A 21,972-nucleotide genomic window follows, 5' to 3' on the forward strand; every position below is an offset into this window, starting at 1 on the left:
AGGCGATAGTCTTATCGGGGTTGGGGGCACAGAAGTACTCCCTGAAGTCCGACCCCATAAACCTCAAAGCGGTTCGATAGCGGATGGTGTTGTCGATGGGGGTGGATGGGCTTGGGGTTGGTTCGGCTGGTGGGGTGTTGTCGGCGCAGCCGCCGGGCACGACGTGGGTGTCGATGCTGTATTGGCAGCGGTAGACGTTGAGCAGAGCTTCCTGGCTTTGGATCAGCCCGTCTCTGACTGAGACGTCGTCTGGGGTGGGGTTGGGCGGGGCCGCGCCGGGAGACACGGCGTCGGGGTCGGGGCACCCTCCGGGCACGACTTCGGTGTCGGTGTTGAACATGCACCGGTAGGCATTCAGCAGGTTCTCCTGGTCGGCAATCAGCCGGTCGCGCGCTTCCACCTCCTCAACTTGGGGGGCGCCGGCTTGCGCGCCCGCAACCGGCACCGCCAGCATCGACGCCGCCAAGCACACCACCGCGACGGCCAGCACCACCGCCCGGCTCCAACGCCTCACACACACAGAACTCAAGAACATGAAGGGCGACGATACCCCCCCCCCCCCCCACAAGTTTCAAATCGGCATCCTCCTCCCCCAACAGCCAAAGGAAGGCCAGCACACGGACCCCGCTACCCATACCACTGGACAGGGCGCAGGCTAAGGGCAGCCACCACAGGAAGAATCGGTGAGGTGGCGATGCAGGACTAGGCCGAGCTCTTGGGCGAGCGGGCCTGTGCCGAAGGCGTGGTTTGGCCAAAGCAAGGACCTGCCACTAGCCGACTTCGGCGAAGAACTTCTTCCAGGTGTCCAGGCTCTCGGGAAGCTCGGCGGGGCTGATCTGGCCGAAGTAGCGCTTGCGATCAGCCTCTGAGAGCCCGCCGTCCACCAACTCGGTTGAAATAGGCTCGGTGCCAGCGGTTGAAATCAGGATCGTCGGCGTACCGCTTCCCTATAGCGCGAAGAACTACTACCAGCACCGCCACCCAAACGATTACAAGCAAAGTTATGGACCAATACGGCAGCCTAGGCTGAAGAAGCCAATAAGCCAGCCACACTCCCGTTGGCGCTAGAGATGGCAAAACGCATACCGCTATAAACACCATGAGGAACCATCGCGGGCGACCAGCCTCTGAGGATATGAGATGGTTCGACGCGCTGCCGTCCCGCTCCAGCCACTCCCGCGCCGGGTCGGAAGCTGTATTGTCGGGGAGGTGTGGTGGGGGGTTGTATAAAGCTATACCCCCGAGTCTAGGTGACCGCGCCGGGCTACAGCGCACCAGCGGCCACGATATGCTCGCCCGCCCCCGACCGGCCCGCTACCTGTTCCTCCGGCCCCACCAGCCGCGAACGCAGATATACAGCATCTCCCCACCCGCGCTCTTCCACAGCCCAACAGCGGTACACTCGCTGCTGCCAGCGGCCTCCTCCCTCTGAGTCGGCCCGCACCGCAAGCTCGTGTATAACGGCATCACCTCTATCACCTCGTTGCTAGCAGCAACCCCGCAAACAGGGTGCCGAGTCGGCGCAGGCGTCGGCGCGGGAGTGGCGGTGGGAGTCGGCGCAGGCGTCGGCGTGGGTGCGGGGGTGGAGTCGCCGGAACCCGAACCGGAGTCGGAGTCGTCGTCGGTGTCGTCGGAACCGTCGGTGTTGTCATCGCCGCTGGCATCGCTGACATGATCGTGAACGGTGCAGTAAGCCCATATTGCGGCAACCGTCACCCCGACCACGCCAGCGGCGGTGGCGCCACCGGCGAGTGCTGCGGCCTTGGCACCTGCCGCCGCCTTGCTTGCCCGGTGCAAAGTGAAGCCGGTGGCAGTGCTGCCAGCGCCGACGGCGGCGGCTATGAAGCTGCCCCTGCTGCAAAGGGAAGCGTATAGAGCCCTGTCAGCGATCTTGGCAGCTTCCACCACCGCGCCGACGGCGGTCTTGCCCGCGTCCAGGGCGGTTTTAACTGCGCTTGCCAGTCTCGCCCCGATGGTTGTTTCGCCAGCATCTTCTACGGGCGTGTAGCAGTTCTGGGCCCCACTCACCTTTTGCCAGTTGCCGAGATTGGAGGTGGACTCTCCGCCGCTCTTGACGTATTCGTTTAGCTCCGCGTGGGTCATTACCTGGGGGGTTGCGGACGTGTAAACGAAATAGATCAACGGCAGCGGTGGTGAGTACTGCCCCGCTGGGCAGGGGATCGGAACGCAGGTGGTCACGTTGTTGCCACCCACGATAGTTATTCGGGGCTGCTGCCCGGCTGGGCGTTCATCGCTTGGGGTTTTCGGGTCCGGCTTCGGGGTGGGAGTTGACGTCGGCGTAACCGTGGGCCTCGGCGTCGGCACGGGCGTCGGCGTCGGCGCTGGCCCGCATCCTGTTCCGCCGGAGTTGACCGGCAGTCCCGCCGCTGCACAGATTTGTACCTGGGTCATGCCGCAGAACGGCCCGGTGCATGGCTTCGGAGTCGGCTTCGGGGTGGGATGCACCAGGAAGACGTTGTGGCAACCGCCCCAGCCAGCGTGCTTGTGACTGCCCGGCGGACACTCCGGCTTCGGGGTGGGCGCTGGGGTGGGCCTCGGCGCTCGGCGTGCTGTCAGATGCCACCAGCGCCAACCCGGCGGCCAGCAGCGCTACCGGCAGCAAGACAGCCAGCCAGCGGAACCTCCCCGCGCTCGCCTTGTCGTCTGTTGCGCGCTCGCCCATTTTGGTGGCCCCCTTCGGAAGGTCGGGATTTCCACCTAAAGAGACCCGCGGCCAGACTCGAAGGGGGCCAAGATCAAGCCCTCATCCGTTTGTGTGTACGTCCATCCAATTGTGGAGGGGATGAGGCAAGCGCCCGACCTGCCAACAAATCTGACCGCAGGAGAAAACCCGCGGGGTCTCTTTAGGTGCCAGGCAACCCAGCTGGGTCGCCGGGCGCGCGCAACTCCTGTCAGTTTCAGCAAGATTCCGCCTACCACGATGGGCGCGGTTCCCTCTAGGTGATCGGCTAGTGGGCGGGAGTTATGACTGTGGCGAACACCGCGACAGCAGCGAGTAGCAAAAGCAGCTTGAACCTCAGGGGCGCTAGGGCTCTGGGGATGAACTGGGCGTGTCTGGTGCGGAGCTTGTAGATGTTGAGAACGAATAGCAAACCCATGCAAATGGGGGTGTAGGGGAACCACCCCCACCGGAGCGTCAAGCCCGCCACTCGGTCCAGGGCGTCAAGCAAAAGCAGCGCCCCGGCGATAAGCAGCACCGTATCAACAGCGAGAAACTTCCCCGAGTAGGGCGGCAGCGGTGATGACTCATCGCTCATTTGGCGGTTTCCGCTCAGTTCGGGTTCACCTGCCGGGCTGGATGCGGTATCCTCGGCAGGGTGTGATGGGGGGGTTGTGATAGCTTATGCCCCTCATCATACACCTTCTAAGATGGCGCGCGGATAGGTAACCTACCTGGGATAACGCTGTCGAGGGATATCTCATTGAGAAACCTGTCACCTGCGGATACGCGCCAATCTGCGCGTCCGCCGAGCGATTCAGGAAACGATGTGGTTCACCTATCCGCTCGGCCCCTAAGGGCAGCCACCACAGGAAGAATCGGTGAGGTGGCGATGCAGGACTAGGCCGAGCTCTTGGGCGAGCGGGCCTGTGCCGAAGGCGTGGTTTGGCCAAAGCAAGGACCTGCCACTAGCCGACTTCGGCGAAGAACTTCTTCCAGGTGTCCAGGCTCTCGGGAAGCTCGGCGGGGCTGATCTGGCCGAAGTAGCGCTTGCGATCAGCCTCTGAGAGCCCGCCGTCCACCAACTCGGCCATGTCCATGTAATACACCATGGCGACGCTGCGCTCGGCAAAGCGCCACTGCCTGGCGTCGTGGCGGTACTTGTCGAAATAGCGCAGGCCGGTCACGAAAGTCCTTCCCTCGATGCCCAATTCGGCGTGGGCGTTGACGATGCCGGAGGCGTGGTCGGCGCGGTTGGCGTCGAGCTCCACCAGATGGCTGTTGGGATAGTGGAATGTGGCGCCGAACGAAGACAGCCGGTCGGTGTAAAAGTCCACGATGGCCGACCGCCCCTCATTGACCACCGCGCCGTCGCCGTGGCGGAAAACGGCATCTTCGGTAAACATGGCGGCCACCGCGTCCATGTCCCGGTCGTCCACCGCCATGCCGTAGCGAACCACCAGATCGCGGATCTCCTCCCGGGCCTCAAGGCCGGCAATTCGCTCAGACAGGCCATCAGTCGCACTGGTCATTTCATTTGCCTCTCAATTCTCAAGCCCCTGATGCCCCCGGTCGGGAGCCATCGGGATTTGTCGGCTTCGGCCAGCGAAAACTACCGTCGCCCTCTGTTGACCGGCAACACCCGGTGAACCTGAGGGGGGCCATGCTTCTAGCTTTCGGCAACTTCACTGCTGATCCAAGCGTCAATTTGCAGTTGTTGATCGGCGGGTTAGCCCTTGGAGCCATCTACGCCGTGGTGGCTCTTGGCTTCGTGCTCGTCTACAAGAGCACCGACGTGCTGAACCTGGCCCACGGGGAATTCCTGATGCTCGGGGCCTACTTCGCGCTGACGTTTTTGATATCGGAGAACCTCAACTTCTTCTTGGGCGTTTTCGTGTTGCTGCTGGTGATGCTGGTGTTCGGACTATTGGTCCATTACGGAATCATGCGACGAATGGTGGGGCAAGGCTTCTTTGCCATTGTGCTGATCACGCTGGGCATCGCCACCATCATCCGCGCCCTTTTGCTGATCTTCTACGGCCCTACGGAACGGGCCCGCCTCGACTTGCTGCCCCAGGGCAGCTTCGAGATCGGCGGTGCCACAGTTAGGCACGTGGACATCATCATCTTTGCCGTGGTGGCAGCATGCGTGCTGCTGTTCTTCGTGTTCTTCAAGTACACCCGGCTGGGTCTGCACATGCGGGCGGTGGCCGACGACATCGAGGCCGCCGCGGCCATGGGCATCGACCCTGACAAGGTGTACGCCATGACCTGGGCCGCCGCCATGGTCATGGCCGGGGTGGGGGGACTGCTGTTCGGCCACGTCACCGGGGCCATTGACCGCAGCATTGAGGCCATCGGCCTGCGGGCCTTCCCCGCCGCGGTAGTGGGCGGGCTCACCTCTCTGGGCGGCTCCATCGTCGGCGGCCTGGTGGTGGGAGTGATCGAGCAGTTCGCCAACGGTCACCTGGGCACCAAGTGGCGGGAGCCTGTGGCTTTCTCGGTGATGTTCGTGGTGCTGCTGGTGCGCCCGACCGGTCTGTGGGGCCGCAAGGACCTGGAGCGGGTATGAGCTGGGAACAGGAAGACTCATTCTTGCGGGGCGACCTATGACGGCCACGGAAAACCCCCCAGATCAACAAGCCGCCCAGACCTATCGCCCTTCCACCCTCCAGCGGTTCCTTCCCTTCATCATCGCCGCGGTGGTGCCGTTCGTTCTGGGATCGACCACCGGCGATGTGAACTTCTGGTGGAAGGCACTGATCACAGTGGTGGTCTTGGTCGTCGTCGCCCGACTGGCCTGGAAATGGACGCCTCGGGGCGAGCTCACCCACCGCGAGGACATGCGCTTGTGGCGGACCCCCAGCGACCGGTCGTGGGCGGCATTGACCATGTTCGGTCTTCTGGTGCTGCCCTTCATCTTGGCCTCCGACTTCACGCCGCCCATGGGCTTCCCCTGGGCCACCTGGTTCGCCGTGGTCAACCTGGTGCTGATCTTCGCCGTGGGCGCCGCGGCCTTCAACCTGCTGGTGGGCTACTCCGGCCAGATCAGCCTGGCCCACGTGGCGTTTCTGGCTTTGGGCAGCATCGTCGGCGGCATCGTCGGGGTGCAGTGGAGCGGCGGAAACATGTGGTACGCCCTGCCGGCTGCGGCCCTGGCCGGAGCGGTGGTAGGCGCAATCTCCGGTCTGCCCGCCCTGCGGCTCAAACACCTCTACCTGCTGCTGGCCACTTTCGGCTTCCACTTCGTGATGATGCTGGTGTGGCGGGAGTACCTCCAGGAGTACTTCGGCTTCGTCGGCATCCGCTTCAAGGGCGAGAACTCCCCGCGGATCGCCTCCTGGCTGCACTGGCTGCCCGGCATCGACCCCGACCAAAACGGCGAGTTCGTCATCACCGGCCAGTTCCGGTGGTATTGGGTGCTCATGCCCATCACGGTGCTTTCGATTCTGTTCATGGTGAACGTGGTTCGGACTCGGGAGGGGCGGGCTTTCGCCGCGGTGCGCGACCGGGACGTCTCCGCATCGCTGCTGGGCATAAACGTGGCCCGGTCCAAGCTTTTTGCCTTCGCTTTGTCTTCTGCGATTGTGTCCATGTCGGGAGTGCTGGCCTCGTTCTACATCGGCTCCCGGGGCGAGGACAGCTTCAACGTTCAGACAGTGTTGAACTACGCCATCATCATCGTGGTCGGCGGCTTCTCCAGCATCCAGGGGGCCATCTTCGGATCGGCGTTCTTCTGGTTCCTGCCCGAGTGGTTCAAGTGGGCCCGGGAGGAACTCTGGTTCGTGAGGGACATCGACTTCCTCAGCGACTACCCCAGCGAGATCGACTTGGCCATCAAGGGATTCCTGGTGGTGATCATCTTGATGTTCAAGCCTGATGGCTTGGCCGGGATGTGGCGGGACTTCAAGAACTGGTTGGGCCGCACACTGGCCAGGAGCAATCCATGAACGCCCGCGGACTCGACCTGATGATTGAACGCCTTACGGTGGTCTACGGAGGCGTCACTGCGCTTGATGACGTACACATTGCCGTGCCCTCCGGCGGATTCGTCACGGTCTTGGGGGCGAACGGAGCGGGAAAGACCACCCTGGTTCGGTCGATCACCGGCCTGCTCTACCTCCACAAGGGCCGAGTGCGCCGAGGCAGCATCGTATTGGGCGGAGAGTCGATTTTGGGCAAGAAGAGCCCCGATATCGTTGCTGCTGGCGTGGCCCAAGTACCCGAGGGCCGCAAGCTGTTCCCCAACCTCACGGTGAAGGAGAACCTGCTGTGCGGGGCGGCTAGCCGCAGCGACCTTTCCGGAATCGACGATTCGCTGGAACAGAACCTCGAGCTGTTCCCCCAACTTCGCCCGCTGCTCAGCCAGACCGCCGGGCTGCTATCAGGCGGCGAGCAGCAGATGGTGGCGGTTGGGCGGGCCCTGATGTCGCAGCCATCCTTGTTGATCTGCGATGAGCTGTCGTTGGGGCTGGCCCCAAAGATTGTGCACCGGCTGTTCGAGTTGCTCACCGAGATCAACGAGACCCGGGGCACGTCGATCCTGGTGATCGAGCAGAACGCCAGCCTTGCCTTAGAGCACGCGTCCGACGCCTACGTGCTTGAACTGGGCCGGGTGCTGATGGAGGGCAGCGCAGCCGAGCTCCGAGGCAATCCCATGGTGCAGGAGCTCTATCTGGGCGGCGGCGGTGAGGCTCACACCTCCTATGCCGCCATCGAGCGCCCCAGCGGCACAAGGCGCGGGGTGCGCAAGAAGACCGGTGGCGATTCATGAGCGACGCCATCTTGACCTTCGACGACGTGACCGTGCAGTTCGGCGGGGTGCGGGCCTGCGACTCGATCAGCGGTCGGGTGGAGCGGGGATCTCTGTTCGCCCTCATCGGCCCCAACGGTGCAGGAAAGACCACGCTGGTCAACGCCATATCCGGCGTGTACAAGCCTCTGCCCGGCGCCCAAGTACGATTCCATCCCCAGGGCGAGCCCACTGAAGACCTGCTGGCCTACCGGCCCTTCCAAATCGCTCGACTCGGAGTGGCCCGGACCTTTCAAAATCTGGGTTTGTTCATGGGTGAGAACGTGCTCACCAACCTGCTGCTGGGGCGCTACATCCACGAGCACACCCGGCTCATCCAGGGCGGTCTGTTCACCCCCGGGGCGGTCAAGCGAGAGTTGGCCGCCCGCCAAGCCATCGAGCGGGTAGTGGATTTGCTGGACTTGGGCGCGTTCAAGCGCGATTCGGTGGGCGACTTGCCCTATGGGGTGCAAAAGCGGATCGAGTTCGGCCGAGTTCTGGCCATGGAGCCCGAGATGTTGATGCTCGATGAGCCCATGGCCGGCATGAGCGTGGACGAGAAGCAGGACATGATCCGCTACGTGTACGCCGCCCAAGACGAACTCAACATGACCGTGTTTTTGATCGAGCACGATATGGGGGTGGTCATGTCGATTGCCGACCATGTGATGGTGCTGGACTTCGGCCAGAAGATCGCCGAAGGAACCCCCGCGGAGATGCAGCAGGATGAGCGGGTGATCGCCGCCTACCTCGGCACCGAGATGGCGGAAAGCTGACCTTTCGGCAGACCTAGACCGAGACACGCAATCTCGACTAGCTTTCTGCCTAGGACTACCTATTGTTGGACAACCGATTATCGGAAGCCCGACTAGGTGCTCCAAGCAAGACAAACACACATTTGAGGGGGACTACCCATGACCCGACGCTGGCTGAACCTTGTCGTAGCCCTGTTCGCGTTCGCACTGATCGCGGCAGCCTGTGGCAACGATGACGACGATGGCGGTGCCGCACCAGCGCCAGCGCCTGCGGAAGAAGAAGCACCCGCTCCTGCGGCCACCGAGGCACCCGCCCCAGCAGAGGAGGAGGCTCCTTCCGAAATGATGGTGCCTGACAACCCGGACAACGGTGTCACCTCAAGCTCGATCAAAGTCGGATGGATGGGCGACCTGACCGGTCCGACCGCCTCATCGCAGTCTTTCAACAGCCACGGCATCGAGGCCTACTTCGAGTGCGTCAACGAGGCTGGCGGCATCTTGGGGCGGATGATCGAGTACCTGCCCGAAGACGACCAGTTCAGCGCGGAGACCGCGGCCATCAACTTCACCAAGCTCACCGAGGACGACAAGGTGATCGCCCTGCTCGGCTTGGGCGGCTCGCACATCAGCACCCAGCTCCAGCCCGATGTTGAGGCCCTGAACCTGCCGGTGATCGGCCCACCCCAGACCATCGACATCCAGCTCGAAGGCGACCAGTACTTCAACAACCTGGCCCACTACGGTGACCAGGCCGACCTGGCCGCCGGCCAGATCGCCGCCGATGTGGGTGGCATCGAGAACGCAGTGGTCATGGGCATCAGCCTCGAGGTTCCCTCCGGCACCGAGTTCGCCGCCTATGTGGAGCAGTCGGTCAACAGGGGTGGCGGCACCTATGTGGGCACCCAGTATGTGGCTCCGGGCGCCACCGAGGTGGTCGCCCAGATGGCGGCACTCCAGGAGGGCATCGACAACGATGGCGTGAACTACGTCACCCTCCACGGGTCGCCCGGCGCGGGCCTGGTGGTTATGCAGGGGATGGCCGACGCTGGCATCACTGACATACCCATCATCGGCATCCACGGGATCGCGGCCAACTCCATCTGGACCGAAGGTCCCGAGGAGATCAGCGACCAGACCTTCGGCATGCACTCATTCCTCACCGCCAACAACGACATTGAGGCCTCCGCCGAGATGGAGCGCTGCGCTTCGCTGGCCGGCTACGACGGGCAGCACCTGAACCTGAACTTCTCGCATGGATTCTTGAACGGCTACGTGTTCCACCAGGCCGTGGAGCGGGCTGCTGAAACCGGTGAGTTGAGCCGCGAGAGCCTCACCGAGGCCCTCAAGGGCAGCTTCGACACCATGGGCATCACCTGCCCGATCGACTGGAGCTCCGGCCCCCACAGCCAGTGCGGCGCGGCGTTCTCGCTCGACGCCGCTTCCGGAGGCATGGTGCCGGCCAATCCGTTCAGCTTCTACGCCGACAACTTCGACGGCGAGTACGGGATCGAGATCGGCTAGACCAACAGCCGGAGACGGCTGGTCTAACTTGTCCGCATGAGTGTGGCCGAGAACTCCGTCGCCCCGGCGTTCGCCTCCTATCTGGAGGCGAACGTCGGGGCCGACCCTTACCCCATCTTCCACCGGATGCGGGAGGAGGCCCCGGTGATGTGGGCTGAGCCGCTCCAAGCGTGGGTGCTGACCCGGTGGGACGACATCACCGAGATGCTGGAGGACGGCGAACACTACGGGCCGCTGATGAATCGGCCGGGCACCTCCAGCATCTTCGGCCGGGCCATCTTGCAGATGTCGGGCGACGAGCACCGCCGTAAAGACGCCATCTTGGCCAAGCGCCTGCGCGGCCCCCGCTATCTCGGATCCACCATCGAGGAGATCGTGTCCGGGTTGGTCCACGAATACGGAGAGCAACTTCCGGTGGCCCCCGAGGTGGCTGACCTGCGGACCGGGCTCACCGAGCCGGTTCCGCTGGGCGCCATCGCCGAGCTGATGGACATGGGCGAGGCCAGCAACTTCCGCAACTGGTACAACGACATCGTCGCGGCGGGAACCTCGAACATCAGCCAAGACCCCGTGATCCACGCCCAGGGGGAGGCGGCCCGGGATGAGCTCTATGACTTCGTTACCCCGTCCATCGACGAGCGCCGCACCTGTCCTGGAGACGAACTCTTATCCGATTTGTGCTCCATGGAATACGAGGGCGAGCGGCTGTCCGACGACGAGGTTCGCAGCTTCACCGCGTTCTTGCTGTCGGCTGGCATCGAGACCACCGACCGGGCGCTGGCCAACCTGGTCAAACACCTCATCTTGCAGCCCGAGCAGTGGCAGCGCCTGAAGGACGACCCGTCGCTGGCCAGCTCGGCGTCCACCGAGATTCTCCGCTTCCGCCCTCCGGTCCAGGCCATTGTGCGCATGGCCAAACAGGACATGGAGGTCTGCGGCACCGTAATCCCGGCCGAGAGCAAGCTCATGGGTTTCATCGCCAGCGCCAACCACGACTCCGACCGCTTCGACAACCCCGAAGCATTCGACGTGGGCCGCTTCGAGGGGGCAGAGCGCCCCAACTACACCCCGATCGGCCCGGTTCGGGCCTTCGGCGCCGGCCCTCACACCTGCACCGGCTCACTGCTGGCCAAGCTGGAAATGGAGCGCACCTTGGAATACTTGGTCGACCGGTTCGACTGCTTCGAGTTCGCCGGCGACGTGCCCCCCGACACCGGCATCGTGCTCCGCTCCCCCGAGACCCTCGACGTAATCCTCCACCCCGCCGCCTGACCGGAATACCGGGCAGGACCTACCCCAGGCGGCGGTCCAGGCGGTCGCGGAAGGCTCGGGCTCCGACGACGACGGCACCGTGGCGGCGTACTTGGCGGGCAAGCTCGCGGTCGGAGGTGACCACCGTGGCAGCTGACGGGTCATCCATTGCGGCCACCTCATCAGCAATGCGCTCATCAGCCGCATTCGGGCCGCGACGAGAGGCATAGGCCAGCTCGACCGGACCATGACTGCCAGCAGGCAGGCTGGGCACCGGTCGGCCGTCGGCCACGACCAGGGCCGGGACTCCGGCATCGCCCAAGTCTTCGACCAGCCGGATCAGCGCGCCGTCCCGATCAGCCCACCACCCATCAGGCCGACACCCGATCACGTTCATAGCATCAACCACAATCACTGTGGTTGACCTCCACTAAGCCAGGCTGGAATCCAGGCACTCCACCGACGGAGCGAAGTAGTAACTGCCCGAAGCGGGGTTCGAGAAGTCGGTGAGCATGTCGCGCACCTGGCCGTTGCGGCCGTACATCGCATCCATGCGCTCCCGGAACGGGGCCTGGGTCTTGCAGAACGCCATGAAGTACAGGCCCACGGTGCCGTCGTGGAAGGCATACGGCGTGGACCGGCGGGCGATCTCATCCCGTTTGGGCTTGGACGCATCGGCAGTTTCGCCGTCGCGCAGCTCCACGTGGGAGAGGTGCGAGTGCGGGGCCTGCTCGTCCAGGCGGGTGGAGTTGGCCTTGGTCCGGCCGAAGTTCACCTCTTGGGTGGGCACATCCAGCTTCTCCCAGGCCACCAAGTCATGGACCCAGCGCTGGGCGATGATGAAGCTCCCGCCCGCACCGGCCTCGCCGTCACCGATGATGGCCACCGCGGGCTGATCTTCGTCTTCCGGGTTGCCGGTGCCGTCGATGAACCCGGTCATGTCCAGGCTCTCGCCGTAGATGAAGGTGGGGGTCTCCCGGGCCACGCTCATGCCTGAGGCGATCAGGGCCATGCGGGCATCCCACTGGGCCTTCCACACGAGGTCCTTCTCATCGTGGGTCATCCACAGCAGCAACTCCTCCTGGGTGCCCTTGGCCTCGCGGCCGCTGCCGTCGATGGACTCCACCGTGTGATAGGGCTGGAAGTCGCCGGGAACGTCGTCGGTGAGGTCGGCCAGCAGCGTGGGGCCGAGACCGATCACCAGATTGATCCCCTGGGCATCGCAGTTGCTGCGGCAGTCGGAGATGGCCGACTTGATGCCCCCCAAGTCAGCCCCGTCGCCGCGGCTGAGGTGGACGTACCACTGGTATTTGCCCATTTCGTTGAAAATTGCCGGCTGGCAGGTCGCCATTGCGCATCTCCTCCTTGAAAACGTCGGCTTCTAGCGAAGTCTGGCACTATTGCCGGGCAGATTCACCTTGAAGCGCAAAATTCCAGAACCCATCCTCACAATTGCAGGAGGAGGCCCATGAACCCTGACAACTACGGCGCCCTAGAAGTGTCCACCGTTGATCGAATCACCACGGTGGCGCTCAACCGGCCCGAAGCCCGCAACGCCATCAACGCAGTGCTCCACGACGACTTGTCCCGGATATTCACCGACCTCGACCAAGACCCCGACACCGACGTGGCCATCCTTACCGGGGCGGGCGGGGCGTTCTGCGCCGGAGGCGACATTCCCTGGTTGCGCAGCATGGCCGGAAATGTGTCGGAGGTGGAGCGGGTAATCCGGGCCGATCGGCGCATCACCGAAACGGCGCTCACCCTGGAGAAGCCCATCTTGGCCAAGGTGGACGGCCCCGCGGTGGGTCTGGGCTGCTCGCTGGCCTTGTATTGCGACTTCGTCTACGCCTCGGAACGATCGGTGTTCGGCGACCCTCATGTTTCGGTGGGGCTGGTGGCCGGCGACGGCGGGGCCCTTCTGTGGCCCCAGCTGGTGGGCTACGCCCGGGCCCGGCGGTATCTGCTCACCGGTGATCTGATCAAGGCCCCAGAAGCAACCGAAATCGGCCTCATCACCGAATGCGTGTCCGGTGAAGAGTTGGACGACACCGTGCAGGCCATGGCCGAGCGGATGCGAGACGGCGCCCGCATGGCCATCAAGTTCACCAAGGCGTCCATCAACGCCGGGCTTCGCCAGGTGGCCGATGCGGTGGTTGACCAGGCCGCGTCCACCGAGGGGCTCACCATGATGACCGAGGACTTCGTGATCGCCCTCGATGCATTCCTGGCCAAAGAGCCTCCTGAGTTCATCGGTCGCTAAAAGGACCGCCGTGGACTATCCCCCCGAAGCCGAGCACCACAGGTTGCTGCGAGAGACCGTTCGGCGCTTCGTCGATACCGAGGTGCCCCGGGAGGTGGCCAGGCAGTGGGACCGGGACAACGAGATCGACCGAGGCGTGCTGTACAAGCTGGCCGATCTCGGGCTGTTCGGCATCACCATCCCCGAGCAATACGGCGGTTCGGGGCGGGACATCACCGCCACCATGATCGTGATCGAGGAACTGTGCCGTCGCAGCACCGCCCTGGGCAGCGGCTACATTTATGGCGCCTGCTACGCCGGTATGAACTTGGTGGACACGGCCAGCGAAGCCCAGCGTCAAGAGTGGCTGCCCAAGGTGGCCCGGGGTGAGATGCTGTTCTCCTACGGGCTGACCGAGCCCGACGTGGGCTCTGATCTGGCCAGCGTTACCACCACCGCAGTCCGCGACGGCGACGTGGTGCGGATTAACGGGGCCAAGCGGTTCTGCTCGGGAACCACCTACACCGACTACATATACGCCCTGGTCAACAGCAATCCCGATGGCGAGCGCTACCGCAACCTCTCGTTCGTGCTGATCCCGCCTCGCCACCCGGGGGTAACCATCGAGCCCCAGCACGCCATGGGGCTCAAAGGATCGATGACCACCGACGTCATCTTCACCGATGTGGAAGTGCCTGCTATAAACATCGTGGGCGGAGACGAGGGCTGGAACCAGGGATGGGCCAAGCTGGCCGGCCCGGGACTTGATGTGGAGAAGATCGAGGTGGCCGCCATGGCCCTGGGCATCGCCACCGGGGCGGTCGAAGACGCTTGGAACTACGCCCAAGAGCGGGTCCAGTTCGGCACGCCCATCAGCAGCCACCAATCCATCCGCCACATGCTCTCCGAAGGCCGCACCCGGCTATTGGCCTCCCGCCTGATGACCTATCACGCCGCCCGATTGCTGGATGAAGAGATGCCGGCGTCGGTGGAGACCTCGATGGCCAAGCTGTTCGTGTGCGACACCGCCAAAGACATCGTGTTGTCGATGCAGCAGGTGATGGGCGCCTACGGCTACGTGGAGGACTTCGACATGGAGCGCTATGTTCGCGACGTGCTGGTCATGCCCATCATTGGCGGCTCCTCCGCCATCCAGCGAAACAACATCTCCAATCGCCTCAAACTCGCCAAGGAGTAGTCCGCAGTGACCGTAACCAAGGACCCCATGGACGCTGATGCCGCCACCGAGAAGGTGGTGGCCTGGCTGGAGGACAATTTAGGGGGCACGGTCACCGACATCACCCGTCAGGCCCGGTGGCGGCCGGTATGGTTCGCCGATCTAGAGCGCAATGGCGAGCGACTCGAGCTGTGCGTGCGGGGCGATCGCACCGATATGCCCCTGGTCTTCCCACTCGACCACGAGATGCGGCTGCAAAGCCTGCTCGGCGACCACGGCATCCCCGTAGCCCAGGTGTACGGCTGGATCGACGACCCGATGGCCTACGTCATGGACCAGGTTCCCGGCGAGAACCACTTTGAGAACTGCACCGATGCCGAGCGGGACGCCGTGGTGGACGACTACCTGCACATTCTGGCCCGGATGCACGCCCTCGACATCCAGCCCTTCGTTGACGGGGGCATTATGCGTGCCGACCGACCCGAGGAGTCGGGCTTGCTGGGTTTGCGGCGCTACGAGCAGTTGTACCGCAGCGTAAAGACGCTCCCCGACCCGTTTCTCGAGTTCTCCTTGGGCTGGCTGCACCGCAATCCTCCGTTTTCCCGGGGCCGGGAGTCGGCCATCGTGTGGGATACCGGGCAGTTCCACCATCAAGACGGACGGGTTCTGGCCGTGCTCGATGTGGAGATCGGCCACATCGGCGACCCGATGATGGATTTGGCCGCGTGGCGCCAGCGCGACACGGTGCTCGGGTTCGGAAACTTCGCCAAGCTGTACGACCGCTATGGCGAGCTGGCCGGCGAGCCAGTGGACCTGGACGCCATCCAGCGCCACCACTTCATGTTCACCCTCTCCAACCAGCTCCCGTTCAGCGCCGCGCTGCGGGAACCGGCGCCCGACTCCGACCTGATGACCAACCTCCAGTGGTGCTACGAGACCAACCTGTTCGCCACCGAGGCCCTGGCCGAGATCCTCGACGTGGAGCTGCCTACCGTGGAAATGCCCGATCCCCGGGAATCCCGGGCCGAGGTGGTGCTCAACCACCTGGTGCGCAACCTGCGCACCGTGCAGATCGAAGACGAACACCTGCGCTACAAGCTGCGCACCATGTTCCGCATGGCCCGCCACGCGGCCCGCATCGACGAGATCGGCGACGCGGTTTCCAACGCCGACCTGGATGACCTCCACGAGCTGCTGGGCCATCGCCCGGCGTCATGGCTCCAAGGCGAGGCCGAACTTGAGCAGTTCGTGCTGGCCAACTCCGACACTGCCAGCTACGACGAGGCCTTGGTCACGCTGTTCCACAAGCGCAACCTGCGGGCTCAAATGCTCCTCGGCCCCGCCGGCTCAGCCATGGCCCGCCATCTCCGCATTCAGACCTTCAGCGACTGACCAATCAGGGTTGACGGGACGATTTCAGCCTGAGTCGCCATAGTGGTACTCAAATGGGTTCACCACCGACACCAGACTGGAGATTGCGGGCTGGGCCATCTGGGGGGCATTCGCAGTCGAGTACCTCTACTTGCTGTATCTGGCCCCGAGTCGGTGGAACTTTGTTTGCAAAATAGGGATTTGACAGTTTGTCGATTAGGAGCACTGCAATTTGCAAATCAGATAGCATACAGTTTGTCAATTAGTAGCCTAGTCGTTTGCGAAGCAGGGGTTAGGATCACGACATGGCGCTCGTTAGGCGGCACATTCAGCCTCAAGTTCAAGACGCCTTGGAATGGTCCCGAGTGGTCTTGATCCACGGAGCCCGTCAGTGCGGCAAAACGACACTGGCCCAGGCAGTCGTCGAAAGCCAGGGAGGAACCTATGTCTCCCTGGATGACCAGGCCCAACTTCAACTTGCCCATGATGACCCGCTGAGTTTCCTGGCCAATCAGCGCCACCCCCTTGCGGTGGACGAAGTCCAGCTAGGCGGAGACAGACTCATCCGGGCGGTGAAGCAGCTCGTGGACGCTGAGCCGACACCAGGCCGGTTCCTGCTCACAGGGTCCACCAACTTCCTGACCGTTCCAACCATCAGCGAGTCGTTGGCGGGACGGGTTCAGATTTTCCGGTTGTGGCCGCTGTCAGAGGCAGAATTGGCCGGTTCGCACCCCACCGAGATTGGAAGCTGGTTCGATGGCCAGCATCGCCTGCCTCCCGCTGATGGAATGGCCCGAAGCGATTATCTCGAACTCGCCTGCCGAGGCGGCTACCCAGAGGTCGTGAACTTAGCTCCCAATCGGAGGAGGAGTTGGTTTCGCAGCTACATCGAAACAGTTGCTCAGCGCGACATCGCCTCGCTCGTCGACATCCGCAAAGCCGCCGCTCTCCCGGCCCTTCTGCGGTGGACCGCCGGACTCACCAGCAGCCACATAAACCTCTCAGACGCAGCGAGAAGGCTAGAAGTGAGTCGTCCGGCAGTCGCCTCCTACTTCGAGTGGCTTCAGACAGTGTTCTTGGTCCACGAACTCCCTGCTTGGTCCCGGAACCTGCCCTCCCGTCCGATGCGCCGGCCCAAGTTCCACATAACCGACAGCGGCCTCGCTGCCAGCCTCCTGAGGCTCGACGCTGACGCCCTCGTGCCACCAGCCGCTCCGGCTACCGGACCGCTCCTCGAGACATTTGCCGTAAACGAGATCGCCCGTCAGCTCTCCGCCACAGAGCACGACCTGACCCTCTCTCACTACCGTGACAACCAGGGCCGCGAGGTGGATCTTGTGCTCGAAGCCCCCAATGGCGACGTGGCCGCGGTGGAGATCAAGGCCACTCGCTCCCCCAGCCTGGCCCAGCTCAACCACCTTGCCTGGTTGCGAGACAAGCTGGACATCGTCGCCCCCGGCAGCTACCGAGCCGGCATTCTGCTCCACACCGGCGACCAACACGGCAAGATCGGCGACCGCCTCCATCTCCGCCCCATCAACTGCCTGTGGTCGGACCCAACCATCTGATCCTTGAACACGACCTCAGTTCAGGGTGCGGCCCGCGACGGCAGCCGCGCCGATAAGGCCGCCGTCGGAGCCGAGGGGGCTGGGGACGATGCGAGCCCCTTGGGAGTGGACCAAAAGGCAGATGCGGTCGATCTCGGCTTGGGCGGCGTCGAAGAAGTCGTCGCCGTAGCCCAGGGCCACCGATCCGCCGACCACGGCCAGGCGAAGGTCCAGCAGGTTTGCCACTGAGCCCACTCCCCGACCTACCAGCGTGCCCACTCGACGGCGCATCTCCACCGGCGCATCAGAGGGGGCGACCCCGTCGAGCAGGTCGGCGATCGCAGTGCCCGACGCTTGGCCCTCCAGCAGGCCCACCGCCCCGGCCGCGTCGGCCCGACCGCCCTCGGCCACGAAGATGTGGCCAATGTGGCCGGCATTGCCGTCGGCGCCGTCAAGCAGCCGCCCGTTCAGCACGATGCCGCCCCCTATGCCGGTGGAAACCACCATGGCCAGGTAGTTGTTTTCTCCGACGGCACCGCCCACCCATCCTTCCGCCAAGGCCAGAGCCTTGGCGTCGTTGTCCACCGCCACCGGTATTCCGAGGGCCTCAGACAGACGATCTCGAAGGGGGAAGTCCCGCCACACGGCGATGTTGAGCGGAGACAGCAACCGATGGTTGTCTCGAGACGGCCCGCCGCTGCCCACCCCGCACACGCTCACCGGCTGGCTGTGTTCCTCGAGAACCTCCCGCGCCAACGCCACAATCAGGGTGAACAGCGCTTCTTCGTCGGCAGCCTGAGACGGCCCTCGACGCTGGCACAGCACCTGCCCATCGGGGGCAACCACGCCGACGGCCACCTTGGTGCCGCCGATGTCCACGGCCAGCACCGGGCCGTCGAGCACTATTTCCACGGGGAGAAAACTAATACGCTCGGCCACTATGCGGTTCATCGGCTCCAGTGTTCCCCGACGGGAGGATCCCCGACTGCTGGCCGGCGCGGGTCGGTTTGTCGACGACATCAACCGTCCCGACATGCTGGAAGCGGTGTTCGTGCGCAGTCCAGTGGCCCACGGGCGACTGGTTTCTGTCGACGCCGATGCCGCTCTGGATACCGAAGGCGTCGTAGCCGTGCTGACTGCCGAGGATCTCGCCCAGTGCTGCTCCCCCATGGGACTGGGCACAGCCGGACCGCTGATCGTGCCCGCTCATCTGCCATTGGCCGATGAGAAGGTGCGTTTCGCGGGCGATCCGGTCGCGTTGGTGATTGCCACCAGCCGGGCCGCGGCTGAAGACGGCGCCGATGCGGTGGAGATCGACATCGAGCCGCTGTCCCCGGTGACCGGTGCCGCCGCGATGGGCGAGAACGCCGCCGCCGTTTGGGATGAAGCCCCCGACAACGTGCTGTGGTCGGGAGGGGAGGTGTGGGGCGACCCCGACGAGGCCTTCGCATCGGCCGCCCATGTCATATCCGAGACGCTCACCCAGCACCGCCACACCTGCGTCCCCCTAGAGACCCGGGGCGGGGTGGCCGAGTACGACCCTTCTGCCGGCAACCTCCGCTACGAGGTGTCCCATCAGAACCCCCACGCGTTACGGGTACACCTGTCGGCCATCTTGGGGCTGCCGGCCGCGCAGTTGCGGGTGACCTGCGACAGCATCGGCGGGTCGTTCGGCCTGAAGTCCAACCCCACACGGGAGGACGTTGCAGTGTGCGCAGCCGCTCGCCTGCTGGGCCGGCCAGTGCGCTGGATGGAGGATCGAGCCGAGAATCTAGTGGCCGGCGGCCACGCCCGCGAAGAGCAGGTGAGCGTGGAGGCCGCACTCGATGAAAACGGAGTGGTGATCGGCTTGCGAGCCGATCTGGTGATGGACCACGGTGCCTATCCGTTCTTGAATCTTCCGATGTCGCTGTTCGCCAACATCATCAAGGTGCTGCTGCCCGGCACCTTGCGGGTGCGCCACTACCAGTTCCGCGGTTCGGTGGTGGCCACCAACAAGGCATCTTTCGTGGCCTACCGGGGGCCGTGGGAGATCGAGTGCTGGGTGCGGGAGCGCCTCATGGACCTCATCGCCCGCCGGCTCGAACTCGACCCTCTGGAGGTACGACGCCGCAACTACATGGGCGACGACCAGTTCCCCGGCGCCATGCTCACCGGCCCCACCCTGGATTTCATGACCATCAACCAAACCCTGGACCGAGCGGTGGAGCTGGCCTACTACCAGGGCTTTCGGGCCGCCCAGGCTGAAGCCCGATCAGAGGGGCGCCATCTGGGCATCGGCCTATGCACCTACTTGGAACCCGGTCCCGGCCCCACCAACTACGGCCAGGCGCTGGGCTTCACCTACGAGCAGCGATCGATGCAGCGGGCTCGGGTGAAACTAGAACCCGACGGCTCGGTGACCGCTTTCACCAGCCAGCAGCCCCACGGCCAGAGCCACGAGACCACCCTGTCGCAGGTGGTGGCCGACGAGCTGGGGGTGCCCATCGACAACGTACGGGTGGTGTGCGGGGACACCGACCAGGTGCCTTTCAACATGGTGGGCACCGGCGGGAGCCGGGCGGCCACGCTGGGCGCCGGAGCGGCCCAGGGCGCGGCCCGAATCGTGCGCCACAAGCTGCTGGCGGTGGTGGCCGGGCTGCTGGAGGCCAACCCCGATGATCTAGAGATCGTCGACGGGGTGGTGTCCGTGCGGGGATCGCCCGACCGCTCCAAGACCGTCGCCGAGGTGGCCCGGCTGTCGTACATGGCCCCGTTCACCCTGGACGACGCACTGGGCGACGGCTTCGACGCATCGTTCGACTTTGAGACCCCCGCCGGAGGGTGGACCCAGTCGACCCACGTGTGCTGGGTGGAACTGGACCCCGGCACCGGGCTGGTAACCGTGCCCCGCTATCTGGTGGTGGAGGACTGCGGAGAGATGATCAACCCCGCGGTGGTGGAGGGCCAGATCCGGGGCGGGGTGGCACAGGGAATCGGCAGCGTGCTGCTCGAGCGCATCGTCTACGACGACAGCGGGCAGTGTACCACATCCACATTCATGGACTACCTGCTGCCCACCGCAGCCGAAATCCCCCGCATCGACATCGAGCACCTCGAAGGACCCTCCCAGGGCGATGTGCCCTGGCGGGGAGTGGGCGAGGGCGGGGCCATCGGCGCCCCTGCCGCCGTGTGCAACGCCATCGAAGACGCCCTCGTCCCCTGGAGCGTCGAGATCACCGAGCAACACCTCCCCCCCAGTCGCATCCTCGAGCTGATCGCTCCCACTTCTGAGCCCGCCGCAGGCGACCACTAGCGTGGGAGTTGTGAAAGACAACCCCATCGGAGAGCGGAGGCCGATCTGCATCGCCGACATCGAATGGGAGGACTACACCGATCCCGATGAGCCCGACCGGGAACCGGGGCCGTTCGTGCGATGGCTGGTAGACCCGGCGTCGGGAAACCGGGTCATGCACGTGAAGTCGTGGGCGGGCCGCAACGCGGCGGCCCATTGGCACTTGTCCGACACGGTGTATCTGGTGACCAAAGGTGAGTTCATCGTCGAAGGTGAAGAGCCCTATCGAGAAGGAGAGTTGCGCTGGGTGAGAGGTGGATTCGCCTACGGACCGGAGCGCTCAGGGCCGGATGGCTGCGAGTACCTCTTCTTCAGCCTCGGCCCCTACGACAAGCTCGACCCCGACGAGCACCCGCCCCCGTTGGGCCGCTGGGACGATCCCTCCACCTGGGTGGACGGCTATCCCCAAATCGAGCGGACCAAGCTGATTGACAGCCCCCGATGAGCCTGACCATCAACCCACTGGACGCCCCTCTGGGCGCGGAGGTGGCCGGATACGACTTCGCTACCCCCCCGGACTCACAAACTGCTGCTGAACTACTGGCCGCAGTGGACGAACACCTACTCCTTCTGTTCCGCAACCCCGAGCCCCCCACCCCCGCTCAAGTGACCAGCTTCTGTGAGTCATTCGGCCCCCTGCGGCCCACATTGGCCGACAAGTCCCGCCTACCTGGATTCCCCGGTATCAACCGGGTGTCCAACGTGGACGTCGACGGGGTGGTCGGCACCGGAGGCACCGACGTGGTGACCTACCACTCCGACCTCAGCTTCACCCCTCCGCTCATCGAGTTCCTCTACCTAGATGCGGTGATGCTTCCGTCATCGGGCGGGACCACCAAATGGCTGAACCTGGTAGCCGCCTACCAAGACCTCGACGACAACACCAAGGCCCGTATCGATGACATCGGCGTCGTTTATCGGCTGCGCGACGGGTTGGACTTCGGAAGCTACTTCAAAGCCACCGACGGCGAGTCGCTGCTGGCCGACCGCACCTGCATCTCCCTGGTGCAGACCAATCCCCGCAGCGGCCGCCGCAGCGTGTGGCCCAACACCGGCCCTGATTTTGCCGCCGACGTCGAGGGCCACGGCCCCGATGAGGGCACCGCCCTGCTGGCCGAACTCTTCGCCCACTGCACGCAAGACCGCTACGTCTACGAGCACCACTGGGCCGTCGGTGAGGCCGTCTTCTGGCTCAATACCCAGACCATGCACCAACGAGAGGCCTTCCCGCCTGACCAAGTACGCGAGCTCCGCCACGTCAACATCCTCGGCCACACCGACCCTCGCCAAGTGGCGTAGAAA

At 64.3% G+C, this 21,972-nt stretch carries 21 protein-coding genes; 13 read left to right on the forward strand and 8 right to left on the reverse strand.

Features of this window, described 5'->3' with window-relative positions; all coding sequences use genetic code 11:
* From OXG30_16260 to OXG30_16280, 5 genes are all read right to left on the reverse strand, one after another.
* On the reverse strand, nt 1-535 hold a 535-nt coding region (locus OXG30_16260; GenBank protein ID MCY4136445.1), incomplete at its 3' end, for a hypothetical protein.
* Between the two features lie 779 nt (nt 536-1,314).
* Entirely contained in the window at nt 1,315-2,103 is a 789-nt protein-coding gene (locus tag OXG30_16265) for a hypothetical protein (GenBank protein MCY4136446.1), read from the reverse strand.
* Nucleotides 2,104-2,248: 145 nt separating this feature from the next.
* On the reverse strand, nt 2,249-2,683 hold the full coding sequence (locus OXG30_16270; protein ID MCY4136447.1) for a hypothetical protein: 435 nt from the start codon (nt 2,681-2,683) through the stop codon (nt 2,249-2,251).
* A 286-nt stretch (nt 2,684-2,969) separates the two neighbouring features.
* Complete coding sequence (locus OXG30_16275; GenBank protein ID MCY4136448.1) at nt 2,970-3,278, reverse strand: hypothetical protein; 309 nt, start codon at nt 3,276-3,278, stop codon at nt 2,970-2,972.
* 370 nt (nt 3,279-3,648) lie between these two features.
* A complete protein-coding gene (locus OXG30_16280; protein MCY4136449.1) occupies nt 3,649-4,212 on the reverse strand; it encodes a nuclear transport factor 2 family protein in 564 nt (187 codons plus the stop codon).
* 131 nt (nt 4,213-4,343) lie between these two features.
* Here OXG30_16280 and OXG30_16285 point away from each other — a divergent pair, with 131 nt between their 5' ends.
* The 6 genes from OXG30_16285 to OXG30_16310 all read left to right on the forward strand — a co-directional run bounded on the left by OXG30_16285 (nt 4,344) and on the right by OXG30_16310 (nt 11,020).
* Nucleotides 4,344-5,252 (forward strand): branched-chain amino acid ABC transporter permease, encoded by a 909-nt coding sequence (locus OXG30_16285; protein ID MCY4136450.1) that lies wholly within the window; start codon nt 4,344-4,346, stop codon nt 5,250-5,252.
* Nucleotides 5,253-5,289: 37 nt separating this feature from the next.
* Nucleotides 5,290-6,630 carry a branched-chain amino acid ABC transporter permease gene (locus OXG30_16290; GenBank protein MCY4136451.1) on the forward strand — a complete coding sequence of 447 codons (1,341 nt, stop codon included), beginning with the start codon at nt 5,290-5,292 and terminating at the stop codon, nt 6,628-6,630.
* The gene (locus OXG30_16295; GenBank protein ID MCY4136452.1) at nt 6,627-7,454 is read left to right on the forward strand and encodes an ABC transporter ATP-binding protein; all 828 of its coding nucleotides are present in this window, start codon (nt 6,627-6,629) and stop codon (nt 7,452-7,454) included. Before OXG30_16290 ends, OXG30_16295 begins: the two co-directional genes overlap by 4 nt.
* Nucleotides 7,451-8,248 carry an ABC transporter ATP-binding protein gene (locus OXG30_16300; GenBank protein ID MCY4136453.1) on the forward strand — a complete coding sequence of 266 codons (798 nt, stop codon included), beginning with the start codon at nt 7,451-7,453 and terminating at the stop codon, nt 8,246-8,248. Before OXG30_16295 ends, OXG30_16300 begins: the two co-directional genes overlap by 4 nt.
* Before the next feature lie 138 nt (nt 8,249-8,386).
* Nucleotides 8,387-9,748, forward strand: coding sequence for an ABC transporter substrate-binding protein (locus OXG30_16305; GenBank protein MCY4136454.1), 1,362 nt, complete (start codon nt 8,387-8,389; stop codon nt 9,746-9,748).
* Between the two features lie 36 nt (nt 9,749-9,784).
* Nucleotides 9,785-11,020 carry a cytochrome P450 gene (locus OXG30_16310; protein ID MCY4136455.1) on the forward strand — a complete coding sequence of 412 codons (1,236 nt, stop codon included), beginning with the start codon at nt 9,785-9,787 and terminating at the stop codon, nt 11,018-11,020.
* Between the two features lie 19 nt (nt 11,021-11,039).
* On the opposite strand, the gene OXG30_16315 is transcribed toward OXG30_16310, so the two are convergent.
* Entirely contained in the window at nt 11,040-11,414 is a 375-nt protein-coding gene (locus OXG30_16315) for an NYN domain-containing protein (GenBank protein ID MCY4136456.1), read from the reverse strand.
* Between the two features lie 15 nt (nt 11,415-11,429).
* Nucleotides 11,430-12,350, reverse strand: coding sequence for a Dyp-type peroxidase (locus tag OXG30_16320; GenBank protein ID MCY4136457.1), 921 nt, complete (start codon nt 12,348-12,350; stop codon nt 11,430-11,432).
* A gap of 117 nt (nt 12,351-12,467) precedes the next feature.
* On the opposite strand from OXG30_16320, the gene OXG30_16325 reads away from it, so the two are divergent.
* From OXG30_16325 to OXG30_16340, 4 genes are all read left to right on the forward strand, one after another.
* On the forward strand, nt 12,468-13,262 hold the full coding sequence (locus OXG30_16325) for an enoyl-CoA hydratase/isomerase family protein (protein MCY4136458.1): 795 nt from the start codon (nt 12,468-12,470) through the stop codon (nt 13,260-13,262).
* 10 nt (nt 13,263-13,272) lie between these two features.
* Complete coding sequence (locus OXG30_16330) at nt 13,273-14,439, forward strand: acyl-CoA dehydrogenase family protein (GenBank protein ID MCY4136459.1); 1,167 nt, start codon at nt 13,273-13,275, stop codon at nt 14,437-14,439.
* Between the two features lie 6 nt (nt 14,440-14,445).
* Entirely contained in the window at nt 14,446-15,810 is a 1,365-nt protein-coding gene (locus OXG30_16335) for a phosphotransferase (GenBank protein ID MCY4136460.1), read from the forward strand.
* Between the two features lie 284 nt (nt 15,811-16,094).
* Nucleotides 16,095-17,357, forward strand: a complete 1,263-nt coding sequence (locus OXG30_16340) for an ATP-binding protein (protein ID MCY4136461.1) — start codon at nt 16,095-16,097, stop codon at nt 17,355-17,357.
* Between the two features lie 15 nt (nt 17,358-17,372).
* Here OXG30_16340 and OXG30_16345 read toward each other — a convergent pair whose 3' ends face one another.
* Nucleotides 17,373-18,248, reverse strand: coding sequence for an ROK family protein (locus OXG30_16345; GenBank protein ID MCY4136462.1), 876 nt, complete (start codon nt 18,246-18,248; stop codon nt 17,373-17,375).
* 28 nt (nt 18,249-18,276) lie between these two features.
* Here OXG30_16345 and OXG30_16350 point away from each other — a divergent pair, with 28 nt between their 5' ends.
* From OXG30_16350 to OXG30_16360, 3 genes are read left to right on the forward strand one after another with little or no spacing between them, the layout of a single operon-like run.
* Entirely contained in the window at nt 18,277-20,631 is a 2,355-nt protein-coding gene (locus OXG30_16350; protein MCY4136463.1) for a xanthine dehydrogenase family protein molybdopterin-binding subunit, read from the forward strand.
* Nucleotides 20,632-20,641: 10 nt separating this feature from the next.
* Nucleotides 20,642-21,115, forward strand: a complete 474-nt coding sequence (locus tag OXG30_16355; GenBank protein ID MCY4136464.1) for a hypothetical protein — start codon at nt 20,642-20,644, stop codon at nt 21,113-21,115.
* The gene (locus OXG30_16360; protein MCY4136465.1) at nt 21,112-21,969 is read left to right on the forward strand and encodes a TauD/TfdA family dioxygenase; all 858 of its coding nucleotides are present in this window, start codon (nt 21,112-21,114) and stop codon (nt 21,967-21,969) included. Before OXG30_16355 ends, OXG30_16360 begins: the two co-directional genes overlap by 4 nt.
* The last annotated feature ends 3 nt before the right edge of the window (nt 21,970-21,972 follow it).

This window comes from bacterium (assembly GCA_026708015.1).
Taxonomy (GTDB): Bacteria; Actinomycetota; Acidimicrobiia; order Acidimicrobiales; family Bin134; genus Poriferisocius.